The organism is Streptomyces thermoalcalitolerans (assembly GCF_039525155.1).
In the GTDB taxonomy this organism is placed as follows: Bacteria; Actinomycetota; Actinomycetes; order Streptomycetales; family Streptomycetaceae; genus Streptomyces; species Streptomyces thermovulgaris.
This window is the reverse complement of record NZ_BAAAHG010000015.1, coordinates 1-24061: the sequence shown is the minus strand read 5'-3', so window position 1 is coordinate 24061 and position 24061 is coordinate 1. Positions and strand designations below refer to the sequence as shown.

Sequence of the window (24061 nt, the reverse complement as noted above, 5' to 3'; positions counted from 1 at the left end):
ACATGACCGAGAGCACCACCATCCGCTGGGAACAGGACGACACCGGCGTCGTCACCCTCGTCCTGGACGACCCCGGCCAGTCCGCGAACACCATGAACCAGGCGTTCCGTGACTCCTTCGCCGCCGTCGTGGACCGGCTGGAGGCCGAGAAGGACGGCATTCGCGGCGTCATCCTCACCTCCGCCAAGAAGACCTTCTTCGCCGGCGGCGACCTGCGCGACCTGATCCGGGCCACCCCCGAGACCGCCCAGGAGCTCTTCGACGGCAGCCTCGCCCTCAAGCGGAACATGCGCCGCCTGGAGACCCTGGGCAAGCCGGTCGTCGCCGCCATCAACGGCGCGGCCCTGGGCGGCGGGTACGAACTCGCCCTGGCCTGCCACCACCGCATCGCCCTCGACGCCCCCGGCACGAGGATCGGCTGCCCGGAGGTGACCCTCGGCCTGCTCCCCGGAGGGGGCGGCATCGTCCGCACCGTACGGCTGCTGGGCATCGCCGACGCCCTGCTGAAGGTGCTGCTGCAGGGGCAGCAGTACACCGCGCGCCGCGCCCAGGAGCACGGCCTGGTCCACGAGGTGGCCACCAGCCGGGACGAACTGCTGGCCAAGGCCCGCGCGTTCATCGACGCCCACCCCGAGTCGCAGCAGCCCTGGGACAGGCCTGGTCACCGCATCCCGGGCGGCACCCCGGCCGACCCCAAGTTCGCCGCCAACCTGCCCGCCTTCCCGGCCAATCTGCGCAAGCAGACGAACGGCGCCCCGTACCCGGCCCCGCGCAACATCCTCGCCGCGGCCGTCGAGGGCGCCCAGGTCGACTTCGAGACCGCCCAGGTCATCGAGACCCGCTACTTCGTGGAGCTGGCCACCGGGCAGACCGCGAAGAACATGATCCAGGCGTTCTTCTTCGACCTCCAGGCCGTCAACTCCGGCGCCAGTCGCCCCCAGGGCGTCGAGCCCCGCCAGGTCCGCAAGGTGGCGGTCCTCGGCGCCGGCATGATGGGCGCGGGCATCGCCTACGCGTGCGCCCGCGCGGGGCTGGAGGTCGTCCTGAAGGACGTGTCCCTGGAGAACGCCGTCAAGGGCAAGGGCTACTCCGAGAAGCTGTGCGCCCGGGCCGTCGCCAAGGGCCGTACCAGCCAGGAGAAGGCGGACGCACTGCTGGCCCGCATCACCCCCACCGCCGAGGTCGCCGACCTCGCCGGCTGCGACGCGGTGATCGAGGCCGTCTTCGAGGACCTGACCCTCAAGCACAAGGTGTTCCAGGAGATCGAGCAGGTCGTCGCCCCCGACGCGCTGCTGTGCTCCAACACCTCCACCCTGCCCATCACCACGCTCGCCGAGGGCGTGGAGCGCCAGGCCGACTTCCTCGGGCTGCACTTCTTCTCACCCGTCGACAAGATGCCGCTGGTCGAGATCATCAAGGGCCGGCGCACCGGCGACGAGGCACTGGCCCGCGCCTTCGACCTGGTCCGGCAGATCAACAAGACCCCGATCGTCGTCAACGACTCGCGCGGGTTCTTCACCTCCCGGGTGATCGGCCACTTCCTCAACGAGGGCGTGGCGATGGTCGGCGAGGGCATCGAGCCGGCCTCCGTCGAACAGGCGGCGGCCCAGGCCGGCTACCCGGCCAAGGTGCTGTCCCTGATGGACGAACTGACGCTCACCCTGCCCCGCAGGATCCGGGACGAGGCGAAGCGGGCCGTCGAGGAGGCGGGCGGCACCTGGTCCCCGCACCCCGCCGAGGCGGTCATCGACCGCATGGTGGACGAGTTCGGCCGCACGGGACGCAGCGGCGGCGCGGGCTTCTACGAGTACGACGAGGACGGCAGGCGGACCAGGCTGTGGCCGGGGCTGCGGGAGCACTTCACCAGGCCGGGGCACCAGATCCCGTTCCGGGACATGCAGGAGCGCATGCTCTTCTCCGAGGCGCTGGATGCGGTCAGGCTCCTGGAGGAGGGCGTGCTGACCTCCGTCGCCGACGCCAACATCGGCTCCATTCTCGGAATCGGCTTCCCGGGCTGGACCGGCGGTGTGCTGCAGTACATCAACGGCTACGAGGGCGGCCTGCCGGGCTTCGTGGCACGCGCGCGTGAACTCGCCGAGCGCTACGGCGAGCGGTTCACCCCGCCGGCCCTGCTGCTGGAGAAGGCAAAGAAGGGGGAGACGTTCACCGACGCGCGCTGAGGCACGGCCCGGCCCCCGGACGGGTACGGCCCGGCCCTCAGCCGGAGGGCGTGTCCCGGGGGCCCGCTCCCCGGGACTCCTCCGGCCGGCCGGCGCCGATCCACTCGCGCAGCTCCTGCCTGAGCGAGCGCTGGAAGGTGGTGAGCAGCGCCTGCACCACCAGAGGGTGCATATGGGCGGACAGGGACTTCACGTCCTCCGTGTCCCGTTCGGCGACCGCGTCGCGCAGCAGCTCCGACAGCTCGTGGGCCGCCGCGCGCGCGTGCTCGATCAGCACCGTGCGCGCGGCGAGGATCGTCTTCTGGGACAGCGGCACGTCGAGCAGCCGCACGCCGAGCCGCAGCAGCCCGGAGTCGACGCGGAAGGCGTCCCCGTCGGCCGTGACCACGTTCATCGCCGCCAGCCGCTCCACGTCCTCGTCGCTCAGCGCCCGCCCGGCCCGTCGCTCCAGCTCGGGCCGGGTGAGCGTCTCCACCGTCTCGGGGGCCCAGGAGGCGACCACCGCCCGCTGGACGGCCAGGTCGTGCGGGCTGAGGTCCGGCGGCAGCTGCCGCAGATGACGCTCGATCGCGGCCAGCGTCATGCCCTGCAGCTGCATCTCCTCGATCAGCGCCAGACGCGCCAGGTGCTCCGGCCCGTAGTGACCCACCCGGCGCGGACCGATCACCGGGGGCGGCAGCAGGCCCCTGCTGCTGTAGAAGCGGACCGTGCGCACCGTGACACCGGCCCGCGCGGCCAGTTCGTCGATCGTGAGGGGCGGCTCGTCGGCGTCGGTCGTCATGCGCAGCAGTATCACTGTTCCACTGCGACACGTATAGAAACCGGGCCGGAGAGGCTGTGACCAGCACGAACGTGCAACCAGGTGGTGGACGGCGTTGTGGACCGACCGTTGACCGCCGTGTCAGTGACCGGTTCGGATTCTCCCCACCGGCGGTCACCTGACGGAGAGTTGTCCGGCCGCGCTCCCGTCACCTTCCGTGCCCCCAGGATCGGGGGAGCATGCCGGTGATCGGTGTCCGATGAGTCCGACGAGGCAGTGGCCGCCGGCACGCGCAGAAGCGGCCCGACCGGGCCCGCGGCAATGCGTGCACCGGCCCGGGGGTCCGGCCGGCAGTGTCGCGTCACCGCAGTTGACGGAATGCCTGGTCGGCGTCGGCCACGGCCTCGGGGTGGACGTCGTGGGCGGTTCGGCCGTCGGCGATCTTCTGCCAGTTGGCCCGGGCGAGTACCCGCTGGACCGCGAGTACCTGGGCGGCCCGCACGCGTGCCTGGATGCCTTCGCCGAGGGCGCCCGCCAGCGCTTCCTCGTCCTCGAGCATGTACTGCGTGAGCCGTCCCGCGAGGCTCGGCGTGCTGAACACCAGCCGGTGGAACGCCACCACCTCGGGGTGGTCGTTGAGGCCGGTGACGGGGTCGCGCCGCTCGAGGCCGGCCCGGAAGTGCCGGTGCAGCGCGGTCACCGGCTCGACGCCGGGCTCGCGGTCACGCACTACGCGCGCCGCCTCGCCCAGATGGTCCGCGAACCGGTGCAGCACCAGGTCTTCCTTGGTGGGGAAGTACCGGAAGAGGGTCGGCTTGGAGACCTCGGCCGCCGCGGCGATGTCGTTGACCGAGACGCGGTCGAAGCCGCGCTCCAGGAACAGCGAGATGGCCGCGTCGGCGATGGCGTGGCGCGTCCGCGCCTTCTTGCGGGCCCGTAGCCCCGTCGGCTCGCTCACCTGACCAGAATAACATTCGTGACCGAGTTGCTTTTTTAACCGAGTAACGTTTTCATGGGCGGCGTGCATCAGACAGACATTCCTCCCGTGCTCGTCACCGGGGCCACCGGCCGGATCGGCCGCCTGGTCATCGACCGACTCCTCGACGCGGGCGTGCCGGTCCGTGCCCTCACCCGCCGCTCCGAGGCTGCGGCGACGCTGCCGGCCGATGCCGAGGTCTTCACCGGCGACCTCACCGTGCCCGAATCGCTCGCCCCGGCGCTGAACGGCGCCGGTGCGGTCTTCCTCGTCTGGACCGCCCCGCCGCAGACCGCCGCGGCAGTCGTCGAGCGGATGGCAGCCCATGTACGGCGGATCGTCTTCCTCTCCTCCCCGCACCGGACGCCGCACCCCTTCTTCCAGCAGCCCAATCCCATGGCGGCGATGCACGCCGGCATCGAGCGGCTCATCGCGGCCACCGGAGTCGAGTCGACGATCATCCGGCCGGGGATGCTCGCGTCGAACTCGCTGGCCTGGTGGGGGCCCGCGATCCGGGCCGGCGAGGTCGTCCGGTGGCCTTACGGCGCTGCCGAGACGGCGCCGGTCGACGACCGCGACGTCGCAGCCGTCGCAGCGCGCACGCTCTACAAGGACGGATACACCGAAGGCGACTACGTCCTCACAGGCCCCGAGCCGCTGACCCAGGCCGCGCAGGTGCACATCATCGGTGACGTCCTGGGGCGCCGGATCACGTTCGAGGAGATGACGCCGGACGAGTTCCGGAGCCTGTCCGAGGGCACGGCACCCGACTCGGTCATCGACATGCTGCTCGCCGCATGGAACGCGGCGGTCGGACAGCCCGCGTACGTCACCACCGCGGTGGCCGACATCCTCGGGACGGCACCGCGGACGTTTCGCCAGTGGGCCACCGATCACGCCACCGCATTCACGGAGGGTCCGGAGGGGCCGCCAACCTCGTCGACCGCGACCTGAGTACGCGCCGGCAGCCCCGGACCGCCGTCGTCCCGGCCTCCGCGGCCTGTTCGAACCGGGCTGCTCGAGCCGGGCTGCTCGACGGGCGAGGAACCGGATGTGAGCGACGGCGAGTTCCAGTTGCCCGGTCGGAACGACGACACGTCCGGCCCCTCCGTGATGGGGAGGAGAACGGCCGCCCGGAGCGCGAGCGGGTTCGGCATCACCCTCGATCGCGAGGGACAACGGCGGTGCGCCCCCCGGGCGCACAAAGCAGCAGCTCAGGGCTTGTTGTCAGAGGTGGCCCCTACGGTGGCGCCATGTCGACGATCACGTACGTCCGGGGTGACGCCACCGCGCCGTCGGGCGAGGGCACCAAGGTGATCGCCCATGTCTGCAACGACGCCGGCGGCTGGGGGAAGGGCTTTGTGTCGGCCCTCTCCCGGCGCTGGCCCGAACCGGAGGCCGACTACCGCGCCTGGTACCGCGACCGCGCGGAGAACGACTTCGGCCTGGGCGCCGTCCGGCTCGTCCGGGTCGAGCCGTCCCTGTGGGTGGCCAACATGGTCGGCCAGCACGGCATACGGCGGACCACCACCAAGAAGGCCCCCGTGCGGTACGAGGCGATCGGCACGGCCCTGGGCCGGCTCGCCGACCGGGCGGCCGATCTCGGCGCGTCCGTGCACATGCCCCGCATCGGCTGCGGCCTGGCCGGGGGCAGCTGGGAGCGGATCGAGCCGCTGATACGACGGCGGCTGGTGGAGCGGGGGATCGCGGTGACCGTGTACGACCACGACGAGTGAGGCCGGACGGCCAGGGGCGGGGCGGCCGCCCCGCCCCTGGCCGTCCGGCTGCCGCTCGAACGCCGGCCGTGCACTCCGGCCGAGAGCCGGTCATATGACCGGTGTGCCATCCCGGAGGTACAGCGGTCGTCCTGTGGCCTGGGCGTTCAGCGCGTACTCGAACCGGCGGCGGACCCGGCCCCGCAGCAGCGCGCCGGCGTCGGCATCCGTCACGAACGCGGCCTCGGACAGCTCGTCGTCGCGTGGCTGCAGTCGGTCGGCCTGGGCCTGGTCCAGGACGCCGCCGTCGAAGATGAACGCGATCTGGTCGTCCCAGGGCCCGTGCGGGGCGACCCAGTCCACCACCAGCAGGCGCAGCAGGGTGACATGAACGCCAAGTTCCTCGAGCAGCTCCCGCCGTACGGTGTCCTCCGGCGGTTCGTTGGCCTCCGCCATCCCGCCGGGCAGGTCCCACCCGGGCTTGTAGGTGGGATTGACGATGAGCACGCGCCCGGACGGGTCCCGCAGCAGCACATCGGCCGCAACCCGCTTGCGGGCCTGCTTGGCATTGCCCTCCGCCAGATAGGCGTTCCAGGCGGCGGTGTCGGTGGGGTCGGGTACCGTGCGGCTCATCTGGTGGTGCCTTCCCGGTGCGGTGGGATCACATCGGCCAGCAGGAGCATTCTGGCGCGGTGTGCATCGTCGAACCGTGTCAGGTATTCCCGGACCGGTGGGTACCCCCGGTGCGGCTCCAACAACAGGCGCAGATCGTCGAGCTGTTGCAACACCCGGACCGACCCCAGAGTCGGGCTCGTGCTCAGCAGGTCGTGCCCGACGTGCACCGCAGCGTCCAGGTCCCCGCGGCGCACGTGGATGTCCACCAGGGTGATCCGGCTCAGGGCCAGTGACCGTGCCCGCCCTGCCTCCCGCAGCGTCACAGCCTGTTCCGCGTGCGTGAGCGCCTGGTCGTACTGCCCCAGGTCGCGCAGGATCAGCGCCGCCTCACTGGCCATTGCGGCGGCATCGAACGGGCTCAGCCACGGATGATCGGCGTCGGCCGACGCCTCCAGATCACCGCGCGCGGCTTCCAGCGCACGAACGGCCGGTGTCCGCTGAGCTGCCACCGCCAGGGCTCGCGCCTGCATCGTGTGCAGCCGCGCCGTCAGCGCCGGAATCCGAGGCCCCTGTGCTGCCAGCTCCAGCCCGGTTCGTGCCCAGCCCACTGCTGTGGCGGCGTCCCCTGTCTCGCGGGCGAGATGGCTGTTGCTCGCGGCGACGTGTGCGGCCAACGACATGTCACCAGAGGCCCGGGCCAGAGTCAGCGCGCGGGCGAAGTGCCGCGCGGCGCAGTCGTTGTGGCCGGAGTCGTGGGCCATCCAGCCGGCCATCTCGGTGAGCGCGGCTGCGGCGGTGAACACCTGTGGCCCACTTCCGAGGCCGACCAGCCGGGGTGCCACCTGTTCCGACAAATGCCGTACCACAGCCCCATACAAGCGGCTCCCGCCGGTCTGCCGGTCAGCAGTGCGGAAATGATCCATCGCCACCAGGTCGTCACTGTCCGGCGGCGGATGGCCCACCCGCTGATGCTCCACGGTCGTCGGTACGGGTTCCCACGGTCGGCGTGCCAGCCCCAGCAGATGCCCGGGGACATGGAAAGCGTCGGCGATCTGCTCGAACAGGGCCAGCTTCTCCACCCTGCTCTTGCCGTTCATGTAGTCGTACACGCGTCCCTGCGTGATGTTGACGGCAGCAGCGATCCGCCGCGTACTCACGCCGCGCGCATTGAGCATCCGGAACAGTGCGCCCATGTCCCGCTCGGCGCACGCCCGCAGCAGCCGTTCATCGCCGAGGAGACCAGAGACGACCTCACGCGGGTCCGGTGACAGACCGCCCATCTGCAACTCCCCCGAGTAGCCAATGGGTCGATGCTACGGCCAACACCCCGGAGAAGACTCCGTGTTGGAGTCACCTGCTGGAGTCCCCCCGCCCGCCTTCCCGGGTGTTGACTGACTACCGGCCATCGGGGAGTGAACCGGTGAACGCCCTCGGAGACGCCCTGTCCGCAGGTGTTTCCTCGAGGTATGCGGGCGGGGCCACTACCCCCGCCCGGTCACCGGTCCCGGACGGCACCACTCCCGCGACTCATTCCCGAGAGGAGCGGAAACGGCCCTGCGCGTCACGACAGGAGCGCGCAGGGCCCGGGGCCGGCGCTGGTCATCCGCCGGTCTCCGAGGGCCGTCCGCCCACTCCTCCCGGGCGGACGGCTCCACAAGGCCCCCTGCCGGGGCCGGGCTTCACCGGACCAGCCCCGGCAGGGTCCAGGTCCACAGCCCACCAACAGCGACGGAGGTACATGTGACCACGGAAACCCCGGCGATTCCGTTCGGAGCCCGTGCCGAGCGTGAGCCCTACACCATCGATGTGGACGGCTCCACCTTCCGGTACGACCCACAGCGGCAGGTGAATGTCATGACCGACGGCTCGCTTCTCGCGCACTCCGCGCTGCGGGCGTCGTGCACCAACACCAACTGGGACAGCAAGAACGACGACACGTCCGACCCCTACATGATCCGGTGACGACGTGGTGACTCGTCTTCCAGCTCGTCTTCCCGCCGGATCCGTACTTGTCGTCACCGAGGAGATGGACCCCACCGCAGATCTCGTCGTGGACGAGCTGACGCGGCGCGGGGCGCCAGTCATGCGGTTCAACCCGGGTGACTTCCCCCAGCGGGTCACGCTCACCGCCGATCACCACGGCGGCCCCTGGTCCGGAACCCTCAGGGACGAACACCGGTCGGTACGGCTGGAGGAGGTGAGGGCCGTCTACTACAGGCGGCCCCGCCTTCCCTCCGTCGCCGACACCATCCCCGAACCGCATCGCACATGGGCCAACGACCAGGCGCTGGCCGGTCTTTTCGGCATCCTCTACGCCCTCCCCGTCTGGTGGCTGCACCGGCCCGAGGACGACGGCCCCGCATCCCACAAGCCCGGCCAACTCCCCGTCGCCGCCGCCCTCGGCCTGCGCACTCCCCGATCCCTGATCACGAACCAGCCGGACGCCGCACGGGCGTTCTGTGCATCCGTCGGCGGCCCGGTGATCTGCAAGCCCCTCATGGGCGGTCCTCTGCGTCATGCCGACGGTCGCCGCACCGGCGTACCCACTCATCTGATCGACCCGGGCGACATCGACAGCAGCGTCGCCCTGACCGCGCACCTGTTCCAGGAGTGGATCCCCAAGCAGCATGAGGTACGGCTGACCGTCGTCGGCCGCCGCATGTTCGCTGCCGAGATCCACGCGGGCAGTGACGCCGCCCGTGTCGATTGGCGCAGCGACTACGACGCACTCACGTACAAGGTGTGTGAAGTTCCGGACACCGTCCGCAGGGGTGTGCTGGGCTGGCTCGGCCACTTCCGGTTGAACTTCGGGGCGTTCGACTTCGCCGTCACTCCTTCCGGTGACTGGGTGCTGTTCGAGTGCAACCCGTCCGGGGAGTGGTCGTGGATCCAGAAGGAGACCGGCCTCCCGATCGCCGCCGCCGTCGCCGAACACCTCACAGAAGGAACCCGTACATGACTGCGACCGTGGACGACACCGCGGAAGCGCGACGCCTTCGCGTCGCCCTCGCCGATGCCCTCGCCGAGAAAGGAGACCTCACCGACCCGGCATGGCGGAAGGTGTTCGAGGCGGTACCCCGGCACCTGTTCGTTCCCGCATTCTTCACCGGCCCGGGTGAGCCGGTCACCGCGGCCGATCCCGACTGGCTCAGGACCGTCTACACGGATGATGTCCTGGTCACACAGATGACCGACGGTGTCGCCACCTCGTCCTCAACAGCCCCCGGTCTCATGCTGACCATGCTTCACGCCCTGGACGTCACCGCCGGTGCGAGTGTCCTGGAGGTCGCCACCGGCACCGGCTACAACGCCGCCCTTCTCGCCGAACGCCTTGGTCCCGCGGGCCGCCTCACCACGATCGAGGTGGACCCCGATCTCGCACGGACCGCCGAGGAGCGGCTGAGGGCCTGCGGCTACACCCCGCTCGTCCTCGCCGGAGACGGCCGTGCCGGACACCCCGATGGTGCCCCCTACGACAGGCTCATCGCCACCTGTGGCTTCCACCGCCTGCCGTATACGTGGGTGGAACAGGTCCGGCCCGGCGGGGTGATCGTCACGCCCCTGGGATCCGGCACGGTGCGCCTGGACGTCGGCGACGGCATCGCATCGGGCAGCTTCCTGCCCACCCCCTCCTGTTTCATGGGCGTCCGCTCCGCCGGCGAGACCGGGACCGCGCCGTACCCGGGCGACCCGGAAACCGCCGGCCGACGCCCGACCGGCCTGGACCCGTCCGCGGTCTCGTGGACCAATGCCTTCCCCTTCCTGGTCTCCCTCGTGCTGCCCGGTGTCGCCACGTCCACCGATCTGGACGACGACCGGCGCGTCACCGGCTGCCGCCTGTGGACTCCTGACGGATCCTGGGCACGGGTGGACGACGGCACCGTCCGCCAGTTTGGGCCCCGTCGTCTGTGGGACGCCGTGGAGGCCGCACACGGCTGGTGGGAGGAGAACGGCCGCCCGGAGCGCGAGCGGTTCGGCATCGTCCTCGACCGCGAGGGACAACGGCTGTGGCTGGATGAGCCCGGCCACCTCGTGCCGGACTTCACCTGACCCGTACGGCACGGCGCTCGCTCACAGTCCGGGAGCGGGCGCTGTGGGTGGAGCGGGGGATCGCGGTGACCGTGTACGACCACGACGGGTGAGGCCGGGCGGCCGGGGCGGGGCGACCGCCCCGGCCGCCCGGCTGCCGGTCACCCGGTGTGCACGTCGTTCGTGGCCTGGATCTTCTTCCACGACTTCGGCTGCGCGGGAGCCGGGGCCTTCGCCAGGGACGCCGCCCGTGCCGCGGGAGCCGGCGGCTTCGACGGCTGGAACAGCCAGGTGTCGAAGAGCGCGGCCAGCGGCTTGCCTGAGACCTGCTCGGCGTACTTCTGGAAGTCGGCCACGGACGCGTTGCCGTAGGCGTGCTGCCGGGGCCAGCCCTTCAGCAGGGTGAAGAACGCCTTGTCGCCGATCTCGTTGCGCAGCGCCTGGACGGCGAGCGCACCCCGGTCGTAGACCGCGACGTGGAACTGCTTGTCCGGGCCCGGGTCACCCGGCTTCACCGTCCAGAAGGGGTCGTCGGCGGGGTGCGAGGCGTACACGTAGTCCGCCAGCTGCTGTGCCGTGCCCTCGCCCTCGTGCTCGGACCACAGCCACTGGGCGTAGCGCGCGAAGCCCTCGTTGAGCCAGATGTCCTTCCAGCCCTTGACGGACACGCTGTCGCCGTACCACTGGTGGGCCAGCTCGTGCACGACGACGGAGGTGTTGGAGCCGTTCGCGAACTGCCTCGGGCTGTAGTACACCCGGGACTGCGTCTCCAGCGCGTACCCGGCCTTCGTGTTCGGGACGTAGCCCCCGGCCGTGCTGAACGGATACGGCCCGAAGTAGCCGGTCAGCCAGTCGAGGATCTCACCGGTGCGCTCCACGCTCGCCCGTGCCGCCCCGTCGTTGTCGCCGAGGTCCTTGCTGTAGGCGTTGATGACCGGGACGCCGCTCTCCGACGTACCGGTGGTGATGTCGAACCTGCCGAGCGCGAGCGTGGCCAGATAGGTCGCCTGCGGCTTGTTCTCGCGCCAGTTCCAGCGGGTCCAGCCCAGCTTGGAGCTGGTCGACTGCAAGGTGCCGTTGGAGATCGCCTGCGTGCCGTCCGGCACCGCCACCGACACGTCGTAGGTGGCCTTGTCGAGCGGGTGGTCGTTGCTCGGGAACCACCACCAGGCCGCCTCGGGTTCGTCCGCCGCGACCCCGCCGTCCGGGGTGCGCTGCCAGGCGGTGAAACCGTAGGCGCTCTTCGCCGACGGCACCCCGCTGTAGCGGACGACCACCGTCATCGGCGTGTCCTTGGCCAGCGGGGTTCTCGGGGTGACCACCAGCTCGTGCTGACGGGCGGTGGTGAACTCCGCCTTCGCGCCGTTGACCCGCACCTCGCTGACATCCAGCAGGAAGTCCAGGTTGAAACGGGAGAGATCCTGCGTGGCCCGTGCCGAGATCGTCGCCGTACCCGACAGCTCGTCCGTCTCGGGCTGGTAGGTCAGCCTGAGGTCGTAATGAGAGACGTCGTAGCCGCCGTTGCCGTAGTCGGGGTAGTAGGGGTCACCGATCCCCGGTGTGCCGGGGGAGTGGGTCGCGGCCGATGCCGGGATCGCCAGCAGCAGGGTGGCCGCCGCCAGTGCGCCCGGCGCGATGATCCTGCGGTGCACGTCAGCTCCAAGTCGTAGGGGCACGTGGTCTGTTCGGACCTTATTGAGCTTTCACCCCCTTGAGCATGTCCATGACCATCTTGTTCATGCGATCGCCATACGGCCGTCACGCACCCGGCCGGACGCGCTGCAGGCCCAGAAGTTCTCATCACCAACCGCTACGACCGTCGCATACCGGACGCAGTGTGCGTGACCCGCCACCCGGGGGCACAGCCGAAAAGGTGACAGGGCGTCAGGCATACCCCCCGCAAGAGGAACCGATACGGGCCTTACACTCGGGCACCGTTGTCCGACGGAGCGAAACCGCGGACCGGAAGGGAAGGTCATCCATGTTCCAAGACGCCCCCATCTACCACCAACTCATCGCCGAGCGCGGTGACGTACCCGCACGCGTACGTGACGCGGCGGCGGACATACGCAGGCGTCTGGAGGATGTGATGCGCACAGGGCAGCCACAGGCCGCCTTCGACCCCGGTCCGCCACCCCCGGACGCGGCCCCACGGCCGTCCGGCGCGACGCTGCCGCCCGGACAGCAGGCACCTGGACCACGGCCGTCCGGACCGCAGTCGCCTGGACAGCTGCCGTCCGGCCAGCAGCCGTCTGGACCGCTGCCGCCCGGACCGCAGGCACCTGGACCACGGCCATCCGGACCGCAGGCGCCCGGACAGCTGCCGTCCAGCCAGCAGCCGCCGCGCTGACGGACCGTCGGACACATCTCACGACACGGCCCCGGACTCGCCGGACGACAGTGCGGCGAGCCCGGGGCCGTCGGGTCGGCGGAGTTCGTTGCCGATGTGTTCGCCTCACTGCCGCGGCGGGATCAGCGGCGGTGGGGCGCATGTTGTCTGCGAGGTCTGATGCTGGACGGCCGGCGCGTGTCGGTCCAGCCGATGGCCGAACGGCTGCCGGACGAGCAGCATGCAGGCTCTGCAGCAGTTCGTGAACCAGTCGCCGTGGGATTGGCTGCCGGTGCGGCGGCGGATCGCCCAGCGGCCGGCCGAGGCGATCACGCCCGAGGCATGGGTGGTCGACGATGCCGCGGGCGAGCCCTGAGAGGCCTTTTCTGTTGGTGTGATCGTTCATTGAGCCGTGCATGACGGATCTGGTCGAGCGGTTGGTGCCGGACGAGTTGTAGGCGCCACCGACCGAAATGGTGTGTCGCTGTCGCTGGGCATCTCCGGTGCCGACCTGCACGACAGCCAGGCACTCGAGCCGCTCGTGCGCGGTATCCGCCCCGTCCGCTCCCAATGCGGCCTGCGCCACCGGTGCCCGGCCAAGCTCCACGCCGACAAGAACTACGATGCGGCCACCTGCGGAAATGACTGCGCAAGCGCGGCATCCAGCACCGCATCGCCCGCAAGGGCACCGAGTCCTCCACGCGGCTCGGCCAACACCGGTGGGTTGTCGGGAGAACGGTGTCCTGGCTCGCCGGATGCCGGAGGCTCCACCGCCGCTACGAACGCAAGGCCGAACACTTCCTCGCTTTCGTCGACAGCGCCGCAGCCCTCATCAGCTGTCGCCGACTCGCCAACTGAAACGGCGTCCAAGTCCGGAGAACCCACAGCAGCACTGGACAGTGACCCTGCTGAGCCGTCACTCCAGTCCCCAACCCGCGGTTGCGGAGAAGGAACGCCACAACTGATCGGTGGTCGGCGCATGGACTATCCGTGGACTACCAACAGTGCTCCCACCGCGAGGAGGGCTCCGACCATCACCGCTGCTCATAGCTGGAGCGGCCTCCGGAGCCGTGTGCCAGCCCACCGCCCGGTGACCGCTGACATCCACTAGTGACATCAACAGTGGCGGACGCAGACAGATCCTCCTGGTGCCGCACGGACGGCGCTCATCACCGAGGCAGGCCCGGACAACGGCAGCCCAGTCCCTTGATCGAACTCCTAAAGCGGTGGTCACATGGCAGCACCGCCAGCAGCAATGACGGCAACGCCCCTCAGTGGCCCAGCACGGTGGCGGCGTAGGGCGATCGGGCCGCCCGGCCAAGGCTTGCACGCCGCTCTTCTGAGCACCTTGGCCAAGGCCCGGACTACGGCATCAAGAAGGTGCTGAGAGTTTTCCGGCTGGCAGTGGAACTGCTCGGGGTGGTTTGGGTGTTTGGGCTGTATGAGCAGGGATTGTGTCCCTAGGCTGGTCATCCTGAGCCGCGACTGATGGGGGATCATGTGAGCGCTGAGATCGTTCAGTTGGTGCAGCAGGCGGCACCGTATCTCTCGACTGCAGTGAGTGCGTACGGGGTGGCGGTGTTCTCCCGGGCGGAGAACGCAGCCGTGGATGCCACAGCGAATCTGGGGCGGCGAATCCTGCAGGCGGTGTGGCGCCGCCGGGACGAGCGGGGGCGGGCGGAGCTGGAGGCCGCGGTCCAGGACGCGGCCGAAGCGCCGGAGGATGAGGATGCGGCGGCCGCGGTGCGCCAGCAGATCAAGCGCGCCTTGCGTGAGGATGCCGAGTTGCGGGCCGAGCTGGCCCGGCTGCTGCCCGCTTCTGGTGAGACGGTGCATGTGACGGCCTCGGGTGAGCGGTCGATTGCCGCCAAGACCATCACCACGGCCATCACCGGAGACCACACGACGATCCAGCCATGACCAACAGCAGCATGCCCAGGGACATGGGACCGCAGGCGACAGGTGTCCGATCCATGGCGGTGGGCGGCAATGTCGGTGTGGCGATCACTGGGGATGGCGCCCGGGTGGTGATGCTGCCGACCGAGGCGGTGCGCTGGGCCCGGGAGGTGGAGGCGCCGCCGGGGGCTGTGAACCTGCCTGGGTCCGCATCCGGGCAGTTCGTCGGACGCCAGGACGAGCTGGCCAAGCTGCGTCGGCTGTTGACGGATCAGGGGGAGGCCGCGGTCACCCAGGTCTCCGGGGTGCGGGCGGTCCACGGGCTGGGTGGGATCGGCAAGAGCACGCTCGCCCTGCACTACGCCCACGCCTATCGGCATACGTACATGCTGGTGTGGTGGATCAACGCCTCCAGCAGCGAGCAGATCGTCACCGGCCTGGCCGGCCTCGCCATGCGGCTGTGCCCGCAGTGGGCGGCCACGGTGGGTGTGCAGGAGCGGGCGGCGTGGGCGATCCTGTGGCTGCAGTGGCATCCCGGCTGGCTGCTCATCTTCGACAACGTCGAAGATCCTGCCGACCTGCGCCACTATCTGGGCACGCTGCCGGACGGACACCATCTGGCCACCAGCCGCATCGCCACCGGCTGGCACAAAATCGCCCCCACCATGGCTCTCGGCCTGCTCGATCCTGAGGCGGCCGTGGATCTGCTGTGCACCCTTGCCTTCGGCCCAGAACACACCCCTACATCGAAGCAGCGCAGCGATGCCGCGGCTCTGGCTGCCGATCTTGGTCATCTGCCGCTGGCGCTGGAGCAGGCGGGTGCCTACCTGTACGAAACCGGCACCTCGCTGGCCGACTACCGGCAGATGCTCGGGCAGGTCATGGACACCGCCGCGGGCGGGATCGACCCTGAGCGCACCATCGCCCGGATCTGGCGCCACACCCTGGCCGCCGTCGAACGCCGCAACCCGCGGGCCGTCACCCTGCTGAACGCCATGGCCTGGCTCGCGCCCGACGACATCCCCCGCAGCCTGCTCGCTCCGCTCTGCCCCGACCCGCTCGCTCTCGGCGAGGCCCTGGGCGCGCTGCACGCCTACAACATGATCTCGTTCAGCGCCGACCGGCAGAGCGTCAGCGTCCACCGCCTGGTGCAGACCGTCCTGCGTTACCAGCCCGCCAGCTCCGACGGCTACCCACCGGGTCGGCAGGAGGCCGAACACCTCATCCAGCACGCCACACCCGACGAGGACACCGACACCTCTCAGTGGGAACGGCTTCTGCCCCATGTGATCGCCGTCGCCGAATCCACACCGCCCCACTGTCCGGCATCGACCGCCACCGCCGACGTCTACCACGCCGCCGCAGACTACCTGGACCGCCAGGGACGCGATGCCCACACCATCCCCCTGTACGAGGCCGCCCTCGCCCAGTGCGAGCAGGTCCTGGGCGACACCCACCCCGACACCCTGACCAGCCGCAACAACCTCGCCGGCGCCTACGAGTCGGTGGGGGACCTGGAGCGGGCCATCCCGCTGTACGAGGCCACCCTCGCCCAGTGCGAGCAGGTGCTGGGCGACACCCACCCCGACACCCTGACCAGCCGCAACAACCTCGCCTACGCCTACCAGGCGGTGGGGGACCTGGAGCGGGCCATCCCGCTGTACGAGACCACCCTCGCCCAGCGCGAGCAGGTCCTCGGCGACACCCACCCCCAGACCCTGACCAGCCGCAACAACCTTGCTCGTGCCCACCGAGCCGCCCAAGCCGTACAGCAGAGAAGTACCGCAACCTCATCGCCCGCAGTTGACCCTCAGCAGTCGTCTACGACCGATTGACCAGCCCAGCCTCTTTAATGGCCGCCCAGCCGAGAGTTCGGGACGAAGAGGTCGTGCCAAAACCGTGCCAGATCGTGCGGGGAACCACGGGGAACGGCGGGGACCAGGTCGCCGGTCGATAAGTCCCCGTAGCTGCTCCATCACAGGTCAGCCCAGCAACCGCCCATAGATAACCCGAGCTTCCCAAGCTGATGTTGTCCACCGGCCTGCCGCTTCGTCCGGGCTGCGGCGCTGGGGCGCCGGTCCCAGCCGATCGGCAGGCCGGGGAACTCACCAGCGTGCGCCAGGGCAGCGAAGAACCCCTTGTGCTCGAATCGCACCCAGCCGGTGCCCGAGAAGCGATTCAGGCCGCAGGCGCTTCATGCCTGGTGGTCATGGGCGATCCAACCACCGTGCCCCGTAGCTCTGCTTCCAGTCCTGCCTTGATCAGCTTGGCCAGCAGTTCAGCTGCTTCGGGGCGTACGGTCCCGAGCTGCACCAAGCCGTCACCAAAGACGTTCACGTCGGCCGCCAGGCCGGGAAAGTCGGAGTCCAGCCCGAGTAGCACCAGCTGGTCGGCCAAAATGCCAGCGCTTCGTCGTGCTCGGTTCCAGCCGCGGACGTAGGGCGCACCGGGCAACAAGTCCTCTGCGCGTTTGGCCACCACTCCTCGCCGGTCGGTCATGCTGTCAGGTCCTTCCCTTGGGTTCATTGGCGGTGGTCGGTGCGTGCCCGAGGTCGCCACGGTCCGGGCCGAAGCCACTTGCCAGCGCCAGGCGGAGAAGTTCTGCGAGGCGTTCGGCCGTGTCGGGGGCCACCCGGCCCAGTTCGACGAGGCCATGTCCGAAGGCGTTCAAGTCCGCGCGCAGGTACGGAAAGTCCTTTTCCAAGCCTGCGCATACAAGGGCGTCCCGCAGTGCGGTGGTCGCGTTCCGGGCCGCGTACCATCCGTCGCTGTCGAGAGGCGACCACGTGGCAGCATCGCGCCCACTGGTCAGCTCATCCCGCATCGGTGGTCGTTTCCTCGGGGAGCGCAACGACCGCCGCGTACGGCGTCGGGTACTGCTCGTCGAAGCGGTCGATCCTCGCCAGAAGCTCCGCGGAGGCCACCAGCGCGGTCGCGAGGGCGACCGGCCTCAGCGAGTTGGCCGCCGGCCGTCGCATCGGCGCGCGGAGCCACTGGTAGCGGTCGCCGGACAGCGGAATGGGGCCAGGCACTACGACGGCGGAGCCTTCACCGAGGTAGCGGTACGGCGGCGGGGAGGATGTTTCGCGTTCAAGGTAGTGCGTGAAGGTCTCGCGGCTCTGCGAGCCGAGGAAGAATCCGACGCGCTGCGCCTTGCGGTCGATGAGGGAAGGCCCGAACGGCAAGCCACTGCGCAGGAGCCGGTCGAACATCTCCAGGCCGAGGCGCTGTTCCACGCTCACTACGTCGAAGAGGCGGCCCGTCGCCAGCAGGCAGGGCATCCGCGGGTCGTCCGCCCAAACCTGTAGGCACTGTGCCGGATCGTCCGCCGCCTGAGACAGCCATTCCATGCCCCGCCTGGTCATCCTCTGCACGTCGTCTCACCTTCAGTCGGACTGCGGCGGCCCCGATGCCGCCGTATGTCCAGACTCACGGTCCGGCCCCTGGCCAGGGCAGATGACGAGGGGTGACAGGGGATGACGCGTCCACGCATGGCACGTCATCCCCCGCCCTCCCCATTTCTTGCAGGCGATCTCCGGTTATTTCCTACACGGAGCGCTGACCAGCGCGTACATTCAGTGACAGAATCCCTCGAGCTGTCGCACCGGCATCGTGCAGGGAGTGAAGAGCCGCCTTGAAGCCGACCAGTGTCCGCTTACGTGAGGCTCGCATGAGCCGGGGCTGGAGTCAGCCACGACTGGTGAGGGAGCTTCGCCGGTTCGCCGCCCAGCGCGGCCACCAGCTCCCGTCGGATGCCAGCGTGAAGCGACGTATTGCCAGTTGGGAAAACGGTCACAGCACCCCGGACGATTTCTACGGCCCGCTTCTGTGTGACGCTTTCGGCACCAGCGCGGTCGAGCTTGGATTGAGGCGCGGGGAGCCCAAGGACGTCGCTCGGCTCGATGCTGCCTGTCCCGCCAGCCCGGACGATGCCATCCGGACAGTTGGCCAGCTGTGGCGTGCTGATCTGAACCGGTACGACCCGTTGCTCACGGCGGAGCCGTCCGAGCCCGCATGGAACGAGGCATCCCTTCGGTGGTTGGTTGCGCCCGAGCCGGGCATCCCGCGGCCGCGTACCGAGGGCGTCCGGGTCGGTCTCGGCGACGTGGCAGCCGTGAAGACCACGACGGACATGTTCGCTCAGCTTGACGATCAGTTCGGCGGGGATCATGCGCGTCACTCGGTGATCCAGTACCTCAACAACGATGTGGCTCCGCTCCTGCGGGGCCGGTACACCGAGCAGGTGGGCCGAGCCTTGTTCTCTGCCGTGGCAGAAGCGACCCTCCTTGCCGGCTGGATGTCCTACGACGCCTGTCACCACGGACTCGCCCAGCGGTACTTCCTCCAGGCCCTCCGGCTCGCCCAGGACGCCAACGACCGCCGACTCGCGGGCAGCATCCTGTCAGCGATGAGCCATCAGGCGACTTTTCTGGGGCGGTACCCCCAGGCAGTTACTCTCGCCCGTGCCGCTCTCATGGGCATCTCTCCGGTAGCCACGCCGACATTGCGTGCACAGTTCCACGCGATGGAGGCCCGTGCCCTTGCGCGTACCGGCGACGTCGTTGCCTGCGAGGCTGCTCTGAGCGTGGCGACCAAGGCTCTCGAAAGCCGGAACAACGAGGACGAGCCGGAGTGGATCAGCTACTTCGACGAAGTCGAGCTTGCCGCCGAGGCCGCCCACTGTTTCCGTGACGTCAACAGCGCCCGTCGAGCCGTCGCCCACGCCGAGAACGCCATGAGCGGCAGCCACGTGCGAAGCGACTTCTTCGCCACCATGGTCCTGGCCGACGCCCACTTGCGGGCCGGGGACGTCGAGGAAGCATGCCGCGTAGCACTCGACGCGCTGGATCTCGGAGAACAGCTCAAGTCGGCGCGATGCATCAGCTACCTCGCGGAGTTCCGCCGAAACCTCAGCACGGTCGGCAAAAGCAGCGCAGCGCGTGAGTTTGCAGAGCAGGCCCGCGAACACAGGTTGTGGATCGCTGCGGAGCAGTGGGGCTGACCAAGAGCTACTGACCTCAGCAGAGGACGACCGCCCCTCTTAGAAGGGACTCCACTCCTCACGTCCCTCGCCTGTCCGCAGGGAGCGGACCCGCCGGGCGAACTCGGCGGCGGAGCGCTCGCTCACGCCGACCTGGTGGCCGAGCCACGCCACCATCATCAGCTCTCGCAGGTCGGCCAGCGTCTCGTATCCGGGCCAGTTCATGAGGTCGAACCCGTATCGGTGGACGAACTCGGCGTACCCCGCTTGGGTGTGCCAGCCGTACCGGTCGTAGAAGAGCGCTGTCTGGATCAGGTCCCACTCACGCGGAGCGAGAGCGAATCCGTCGAGGTCGATAAGGACAGCATGACCGTCCCGGTGGCGGAGGATGTTTCCGATACTGGCATCTCCGTGGATCATCCCGAAGGGAAGCACGAAGTCCAGTCGGTCGTACTCCTTGGCGAGCTTGGCCGCCCGTTCCTCCAGAAAGGACCGGTCCTCCTCGGAGACGGCATTCAGACCGTCCAGTGAGGCCGAGAGCTTGGCCATGGGATTGAAGTACGGAAGGCCCAGTGACGTGGGTTCCTCCAGCCAGTGCAGCCGGCGGAGCAAGTCAGCCAGCTCACCGACCGTCGCGTACTCCTCGCGCTCCTGAACGCTCTCCCAGAAGGTCACCACCAGGCCGCGCACGACGACGGGCTGAGCAATCCCGGCCGGCACCCGAGTGGCCGGAAAGTCGACCATCTGCAGCCAACGGGCCACGCCTACGGCGCGCTCCATCTCCGGCAGCACACTGGGGTCACGAGCGATGCGGACAATGATCGGTAAGGACGCCAGCCGGTACACAGCATTGGAGCCGAGCCGCAGCAGCTCCGCCCCGTCGGCATCCAGTCCGGCTGTCTCACACGCCTTGCGCAGGACAGCTGCCACGCCCTCCGCCGTGAACTCCGTACCGCCGCCGACCGGTTCCCCGCCGCTGCCCGAGATCATGCCTCCGACGATACGGCGCAGCCACACCCCTGGACAGGGCATCCACGTAATAGGGGCGTAATGATCTTGAGAGGAGCGACACCCCTACCCCGCTTCCTCGCAGGTCAGCGTGCCCGACACCCTGTGCGTTCATCTGGTCTCCGGAGCCGTGTGCGCAGGTTCGAATCCTGCCGGGGCACCGCACATCAGGTGCCCAAAGACCCTGTCACCAGCGGAAACGCCGGGGCCGGCAGGGTCGGTGAACACTGTCGCGAAGCTGATGGCCGAGCTCTGGTCGGCCGGCCGGAGGGCAAGCGTCACCAGTCGCCGACCAGGCCGGCCGACCCGGACTTCGTCCGCCGGGACGTCACCGCGGAAGAACCGGGCCTTGTCCTGGCAGACGAGACAGGGGGACCTTACGGGCGAACGGCTGCACCGATGGTGACCGAAACCCACTGCCGAATCGCGGTCTCCTTCAGTTCCCCATTACCTGGCAGGTAATTGAGGGCCCTCAGGCTCATCGTTACGGTCGCGAGGTGAAACAGCGCTTCTCGCGAGCGGGGGTTATTCGGTTGAAAGGGTGCCGACGCATCAATGACGGGGATTTCGAGGGCGTCGATCCGTCCGGCACTGCCCGGCTGCGGTGGTACCCCGGTGGTCCTCCGCTGCCGGCGCCGCCCGCCGATTTCCTCCGCATCGTTTTCCACCCAGAAGGGCCGGTCCCCTCTCTCACCGATCCCGGACTGGTGAGGGGCCACATACTGTGGTCGCTGCGGCAGGGGCGTGCCCTCACCTCGGATCGACGGCCGCGATGGCTGGAGGCCGATCTGCGCGGCTGTTCGATGATGGCCGGTGAGGCTCCCATCCCGGCCGGTGCGGCGCCACCCCAGTGCCCGTCGGTCGGACTGTGGTGGAACGGGCACCGCCTGGACTTCCTCCGTGTGGTCACGTCCTTCGGCGGACGGCCCGGCAGTCCCTCGCCCCGCCTCGACCGTGGCTCACTCGACCGAATCGCCCTGGAGTCATTCCTGCCCGCGGACGTCACGACCGGGCCGTCCCCGACTCCCGGGGCACGTACTGGCGGGCCGCTCCCGTCTCTTCGCATCCGCTCAGCGCACGCCCTGGACAACGGCATGCGTACAACGAAAGGAAGGCACCATGACATCACCCCGGACCGCGGACACCGCACCGGTGAGGAACAGCGCCCGCCCTGACGGATTGCTGCGCCTGGCCCTGGCGGTCGACGTGGTTCTCACCGGCGTCAACGGCCTCGGCTATCTCGCACTGGCCACCGTCCTGGACTCGGTCCTGGGAGTGGAGCGTTCGGTGCAGTACCCCATCGGCGCGTTCCTCACGGTGTACGCGCTGTGGCTCCTGTCCGTCCTCAGGCGGGAGCCCATCAGCCGTGGCGCCGTCGGCGTCGTGATCACCCTGAACGCCCTGTGGGCCGTGGCCAGCATCCTGACGGCCGTCACCGACGCACTGAGCGGCACGGCTGTCGGCACGGCGTGGATCGTGCTGCAGGGTCTGGTCGTGGGCGCCATGGGGGCCGTCCAGTACGTGGGTCTGCGTCGTATTTGACGTGCTGTGCCCCGGCGGTCAGAGGCACAGCACGTCATCCCCCGCGAGGAACCGGACCACCGTCGTGCCGGGCGGTGGTCCGGTTCCTCTTCTGCGTGTGCCCGGGTGGGCCGGACGGCCGCCTGCCGCTCGGCCAGGGCGCGGCGTCCCATGGCGAAGTCCTCGGCGTCGGCGGGGTCCGCCGAGCCGCGTTCCAGTTTGCGTTCAAATGTCAGGAGCCTGAAGGCGTTGTCCAGTATGGCGGATGTCTTGACCGTATGGATGTGCATTGCAGATGCCATCTCACGGTCGGCAATGTACGAGGAGTAGTCCGGAAAACTTGGCCGGGATGCATGCGATGCTTCACAACCCGCTTACTCGGAGACCCGGGTAGGGGATTCCACGGTTCGGGTCTTCCTTCCGGGATTCAGCGTCCTTGGAAGGCGGAGAGAGGCCGCGGACACAGGCGGCGCAGCCAGGGGCGTGCGACGTGCTCGAGCTCGATTCCGGCAGCGCGGGCTGATGCCTTCCTGATACGGAACCGACCTGGTCGAAGGGCGCTGTATCGCAGCGTCGCCTCTTCGAACGGACTGGGCCCGTCAAAACCCCGAAGGCATTTCCATCCATCCTGGAATGGTGAGATCCGGATACGCGAAGCGCAGCGTTTCAGCCATGTCGCGGGCGTCTTCCCGTTCGGTTTCCGGATGCGGATCACCGGACGGCCTAGTATGAGCAAATGCGGAGGCAAATCAGATCCCAGGGCATCGGGCCGATGCTCCGGGAGTGGCGCAAGAGGCGCAACCTGAGCCAACTTGCGCTCGCACTTCAGGCGAACATATCCAGCCGCCATCTCAGCTTCGTCGAGACAGGGCGCGCGGTGCCCAGCCGGGAACTCGTGCTCCGGCTCGCCGAGCAGCTCGACGTGCCCATGCGTCAGCGCAACTCCTTACTGATGGCCGCGGGTTACGCGCCCGCCTACGAGGAGACGCCCATCAGCGAGGCGCAGATGGACCGGGCCAACGAGGCCATCAACCGCCTGTTGGCGGGGCACGACCCGTACCCCGCTGTGGTCCTCGACTCGGCCTCGAACCTGCGACGGGCCAACAGGTCCGCCATGGCGCTCCTGGACGGCGTTTCCGCGGAGTTGCTGAGGCCGCCGGTCAACGTCATGCGGCTGGCCCTGCACCCGGAGGGGCTGGCCCCCAGAATCCTCAACTTCGCCGAATGGCGCATGCATCTGCTCGGCAGGCTGCGCCGGGACGCCGCGTTCACCAACGACGAGTGCCTGCTGTCCCTTTACGACGAGGTCAGCGCCTACCGGTATCCCCAGGGCATGGCCGACCCGGAACAGAGCGTCGATCCGGAGCACGCGGACGGCCGGCAGATCGCGATTCCCCTGCGCATCAAGGCGCTGGGAAGCGAGCTCAGTTTCTTCAGCGCCCTGACCATGTTCGCGGCACCCGTCGACATCACCTTGGCCGAACTGACCATTGAGACGTTCTATCCCGCCGACACACGCACGGCGACGGTTCTGCATTCCTACTACCAGGCCGTGAACAAGGACGAGTCGGCGCCCGGTGAGCTCGTCGGGCACTGGACGGCTTCCTGACGGGAGCGCTCCGCTGACTGGCGCCGGCCTGTCCTGTCCGCCGGTTCGTGCGGGCATACGGTTACGCCACATGCTCCGGGCCTTTCCCGGGCAGCAGTTGGACGGCCAGGGCCAGTGTCACCGCGAGGGCGATCGGATGCACGAGGCCAGATGCACGAGGCCGGCGTCCACGACACACCGGGCCGGACGCGGCCTGCCGGTCGGGGGCAGCGGGGCGTTGCGGTGGGACACGAGGGCCTCCTGCGGTCGGGCGTGGATGTCGCAGTCCACACCGACCCCAGAAGGCCCTCACCCGTTCAGGCACCCGGCCCGTGTGTCACCAACGTCCCGGGACGGCACACCTAGTTCTTCGGACCCAGCAGGCCCGCGCGGCGCAGGGCGTCGGCCATCGCGCTGTTCACGGGCGCGGGGGCCTGGCGCGAGCCGCCGCGGCCCTGGCGCT

The 24061-nt window shown here is 69.3% G+C and carries 20 protein-coding genes and 2 pseudogenes; 13 read left to right on the top strand and 9 right to left on the bottom strand.

From position 1 onward, the window contains the following. The first annotated feature begins 2 nt into the window (after positions 1-2). Positions 3-2180, top strand: coding sequence for a 3-hydroxyacyl-CoA dehydrogenase NAD-binding domain-containing protein (locus ABD224_RS11720; protein ID WP_344049388.1), 2178 nt, complete (start codon positions 3-5; stop codon positions 2178-2180). Between the two features lie 37 nt (positions 2181-2217). On the opposite strand, the gene ABD224_RS11715 is transcribed toward ABD224_RS11720, so the two are convergent. Next, positions 2218-2961 carry a MerR family transcriptional regulator gene (locus ABD224_RS11715; protein ID WP_344049387.1) on the bottom strand — a complete coding sequence of 248 codons (744 nt, stop codon included), beginning with the start codon at positions 2959-2961 and terminating at the stop codon, positions 2218-2220. Positions 2962-3301: 340 nt separating this feature from the next. After that, positions 3302-3898, bottom strand: a complete 597-nt coding sequence (locus tag ABD224_RS11710; RefSeq protein ID WP_344049386.1) for a TetR/AcrR family transcriptional regulator — start codon at positions 3896-3898, stop codon at positions 3302-3304. 54 nt (positions 3899-3952) lie between these two features. On the opposite strand from ABD224_RS11710, the gene ABD224_RS11705 reads away from it, so the two are divergent. Together ABD224_RS11705 and ABD224_RS11700 are read left to right on the top strand one after the other, a co-directional pair. Continuing rightward, positions 3953-4870: an NAD(P)H-binding protein gene (locus ABD224_RS11705; protein ID WP_344049384.1), complete on the top strand. Its 918-nt coding sequence runs from the start codon at positions 3953-3955 to the stop codon at positions 4868-4870. Between the two features lie 299 nt (positions 4871-5169). Further along, positions 5170-5652, top strand: a complete 483-nt coding sequence (locus tag ABD224_RS11700; RefSeq protein ID WP_344049383.1) for a macro domain-containing protein — start codon at positions 5170-5172, stop codon at positions 5650-5652. A 90-nt stretch (positions 5653-5742) separates the two neighbouring features. Here the strand turns inward: ABD224_RS11700 and ABD224_RS11695 are convergent, their stop codons facing one another. After that, complete coding sequence (locus tag ABD224_RS11695) at positions 5743-6264, bottom strand: NUDIX domain-containing protein (protein ID WP_344049382.1); 522 nt, start codon at positions 6262-6264, stop codon at positions 5743-5745. Next, positions 6261-7526: a helix-turn-helix domain-containing protein gene (locus tag ABD224_RS11690; RefSeq protein WP_344049381.1), complete on the bottom strand. Its 1266-nt coding sequence runs from the start codon at positions 7524-7526 to the stop codon at positions 6261-6263. The genes ABD224_RS11695 and ABD224_RS11690 overlap by 4 nt, the downstream gene beginning before the upstream one ends. A 460-nt stretch (positions 7527-7986) precedes the next feature. Between ABD224_RS11690 and tgmA the strand changes: the two genes are divergently transcribed. From tgmA to ABD224_RS11675, 3 genes are read left to right on the top strand one after another with little or no spacing between them, the layout of a single operon-like run. Beyond that, complete coding sequence (gene tgmA / locus ABD224_RS11685) at positions 7987-8208, top strand: putative ATP-grasp-modified RiPP (RefSeq protein ID WP_344049380.1); 222 nt, start codon at positions 7987-7989, stop codon at positions 8206-8208. A gap of 4 nt (positions 8209-8212) precedes the next feature. Continuing rightward, positions 8213-9205: an ATP-grasp ribosomal peptide maturase gene (gene tgmB, locus ABD224_RS11680; RefSeq protein WP_344049379.1), complete on the top strand. Its 993-nt coding sequence runs from the start codon at positions 8213-8215 to the stop codon at positions 9203-9205. Then, positions 9202-10296 carry a methyltransferase domain-containing protein gene (locus ABD224_RS11675; RefSeq protein WP_344049378.1) on the top strand — a complete coding sequence of 365 codons (1095 nt, stop codon included), beginning with the start codon at positions 9202-9204 and terminating at the stop codon, positions 10294-10296. The genes tgmB and ABD224_RS11675 overlap by 4 nt, the downstream gene beginning before the upstream one ends. A gap of 140 nt (positions 10297-10436) precedes the next feature. Here ABD224_RS11675 and ABD224_RS11670 read toward each other — a convergent pair whose 3' ends face one another. Further along, the gene (locus ABD224_RS11670; RefSeq protein ID WP_344049377.1) at positions 10437-11927 is read right to left on the bottom strand and encodes a M1 family metallopeptidase; all 1491 of its coding nucleotides are present in this window, start codon (positions 11925-11927) and stop codon (positions 10437-10439) included. A 794-nt stretch (positions 11928-12721) separates the two neighbouring features. On the opposite strand from ABD224_RS11670, the pseudogene ABD224_RS11665 reads away from it, so the two are divergent. The 4 genes and pseudogenes from ABD224_RS11665 to ABD224_RS11650 form a co-directional block, all read left to right on the top strand. After that, positions 12722-12968 (top strand): annotated as a pseudogene (locus tag ABD224_RS11665) (transposase); the annotation flags it as partial. A gap of 102 nt (positions 12969-13070) precedes the next feature. Then, a pseudogene (locus tag ABD224_RS11660) lies at positions 13071-13462 on the top strand (transposase); the annotation flags it as partial. Positions 13463-14104: 642 nt separating this feature from the next. Then, positions 14105-14524: a hypothetical protein gene (locus ABD224_RS11655; protein WP_344049376.1), complete on the top strand. Its 420-nt coding sequence runs from the start codon at positions 14105-14107 to the stop codon at positions 14522-14524. Further along, on the top strand, positions 14521-16335 hold the full coding sequence (locus tag ABD224_RS11650) for a tetratricopeptide repeat protein (protein ID WP_344049375.1): 1815 nt from the start codon (positions 14521-14523) through the stop codon (positions 16333-16335). The genes ABD224_RS11655 and ABD224_RS11650 overlap by 4 nt, the downstream gene beginning before the upstream one ends. A gap of 343 nt (positions 16336-16678) precedes the next feature. Here the strand turns inward: ABD224_RS11650 and ABD224_RS11645 are convergent, their stop codons facing one another. The 3 genes from ABD224_RS11645 to ABD224_RS11635 are packed head-to-tail and all read right to left on the bottom strand — an operon-like array spanning position 16679 to position 17874. Next, positions 16679-16999: a hypothetical protein gene (locus tag ABD224_RS11645; RefSeq protein ID WP_344049374.1), complete on the bottom strand. Its 321-nt coding sequence runs from the start codon at positions 16997-16999 to the stop codon at positions 16679-16681. A 4-nt stretch (positions 17000-17003) separates the two neighbouring features. Next, positions 17004-17324 (bottom strand): hypothetical protein, encoded by a 321-nt coding sequence (locus ABD224_RS11640; protein ID WP_344049373.1) that lies wholly within the window; start codon positions 17322-17324, stop codon positions 17004-17006. Further along, positions 17314-17874 carry a bifunctional DNA primase/polymerase gene (locus ABD224_RS11635; protein WP_344049372.1) on the bottom strand — a complete coding sequence of 187 codons (561 nt, stop codon included), beginning with the start codon at positions 17872-17874 and terminating at the stop codon, positions 17314-17316. The genes ABD224_RS11640 and ABD224_RS11635 overlap by 11 nt, the downstream gene beginning before the upstream one ends. A gap of 260 nt (positions 17875-18134) precedes the next feature. On the opposite strand from ABD224_RS11635, the gene ABD224_RS11630 reads away from it, so the two are divergent. Beyond that, complete coding sequence (locus ABD224_RS11630) at positions 18135-19502, top strand: helix-turn-helix domain-containing protein (RefSeq protein WP_486388846.1); 1368 nt, start codon at positions 18135-18137, stop codon at positions 19500-19502. 39 nt (positions 19503-19541) lie between these two features. Here the strand turns inward: ABD224_RS11630 and ABD224_RS11625 are convergent, their stop codons facing one another. Then, on the bottom strand, positions 19542-20471 hold the full coding sequence (locus ABD224_RS11625) for a phosphotransferase (protein ID WP_344049370.1): 930 nt from the start codon (positions 20469-20471) through the stop codon (positions 19542-19544). 1137 nt (positions 20472-21608) lie between these two features. Here ABD224_RS11625 and ABD224_RS11620 point away from each other — a divergent pair. Then, positions 21609-22031 carry a hypothetical protein gene (locus ABD224_RS11620; RefSeq protein ID WP_344049369.1) on the top strand — a complete coding sequence of 141 codons (423 nt, stop codon included), beginning with the start codon at positions 21609-21611 and terminating at the stop codon, positions 22029-22031. A 715-nt stretch (positions 22032-22746) separates the two neighbouring features. Continuing rightward, positions 22747-23619 (top strand): helix-turn-helix domain-containing protein, encoded by an 873-nt coding sequence (locus tag ABD224_RS11615; RefSeq protein WP_344049368.1) that lies wholly within the window; start codon positions 22747-22749, stop codon positions 23617-23619. The last annotated feature ends 442 nt before the right edge of the window (positions 23620-24061 follow it).

Excerpts from the sequence above, each read along its gene's own strand:
- ABD224_RS11705 (WP_344049384.1), top strand. The coding sequence starts at position 3,953 with ATGGGCGGCGTGCATCAGACAGACATTCCTCCCGTGCTCGTCACCGGG.
- ABD224_RS11675 (WP_344049378.1), top strand. The coding sequence starts at position 9,202 with ATGACTGCGACCGTGGACGACACCGCGGAAGCGCGACGCCTTCGCGTC.
- ABD224_RS11650 (WP_344049375.1), top strand. The coding sequence starts at position 14,521 with ATGACCAACAGCAGCATGCCCAGGGACATGGGACCGCAGGCGACAGGT.
- ABD224_RS11690 (WP_344049381.1), bottom strand. The coding sequence starts at position 7,526 with ATGGGCGGTCTGTCACCGGACCCGCGTGAGGTCGTCTCTGGTCTCCTC.
- ABD224_RS11640 (WP_344049373.1), bottom strand. The coding sequence starts at position 17,324 with ATGCGGGATGAGCTGACCAGTGGGCGCGATGCTGCCACGTGGTCGCCT.
- ABD224_RS11615 (WP_344049368.1), top strand. The coding sequence starts at position 22,747 with ATGCGGAGGCAAATCAGATCCCAGGGCATCGGGCCGATGCTCCGGGAG.
- ABD224_RS11720 (WP_344049388.1), top strand. The coding sequence starts at position 3 with ATGACCGAGAGCACCACCATCCGCTGGGAACAGGACGACACCGGCGTC.
- ABD224_RS11620 (WP_344049369.1), top strand. The coding sequence starts at position 21,609 with ATGACATCACCCCGGACCGCGGACACCGCACCGGTGAGGAACAGCGCC.
- ABD224_RS11700 (WP_344049383.1), top strand. The coding sequence starts at position 5,170 with ATGTCGACGATCACGTACGTCCGGGGTGACGCCACCGCGCCGTCGGGC.
- ABD224_RS11645 (WP_344049374.1), bottom strand. The coding sequence starts at position 16,999 with ATGACCGACCGGCGAGGAGTGGTGGCCAAACGCGCAGAGGACTTGTTG.
- ABD224_RS11695 (WP_344049382.1), bottom strand. The coding sequence starts at position 6,264 with ATGAGCCGCACGGTACCCGACCCCACCGACACCGCCGCCTGGAACGCC.
- ABD224_RS11715 (WP_344049387.1), bottom strand. The coding sequence starts at position 2,961 with ATGACGACCGACGCCGACGAGCCGCCCCTCACGATCGACGAACTGGCC.
- ABD224_RS11625 (WP_344049370.1), bottom strand. The coding sequence starts at position 20,471 with ATGATCTCGGGCAGCGGCGGGGAACCGGTCGGCGGCGGTACGGAGTTC.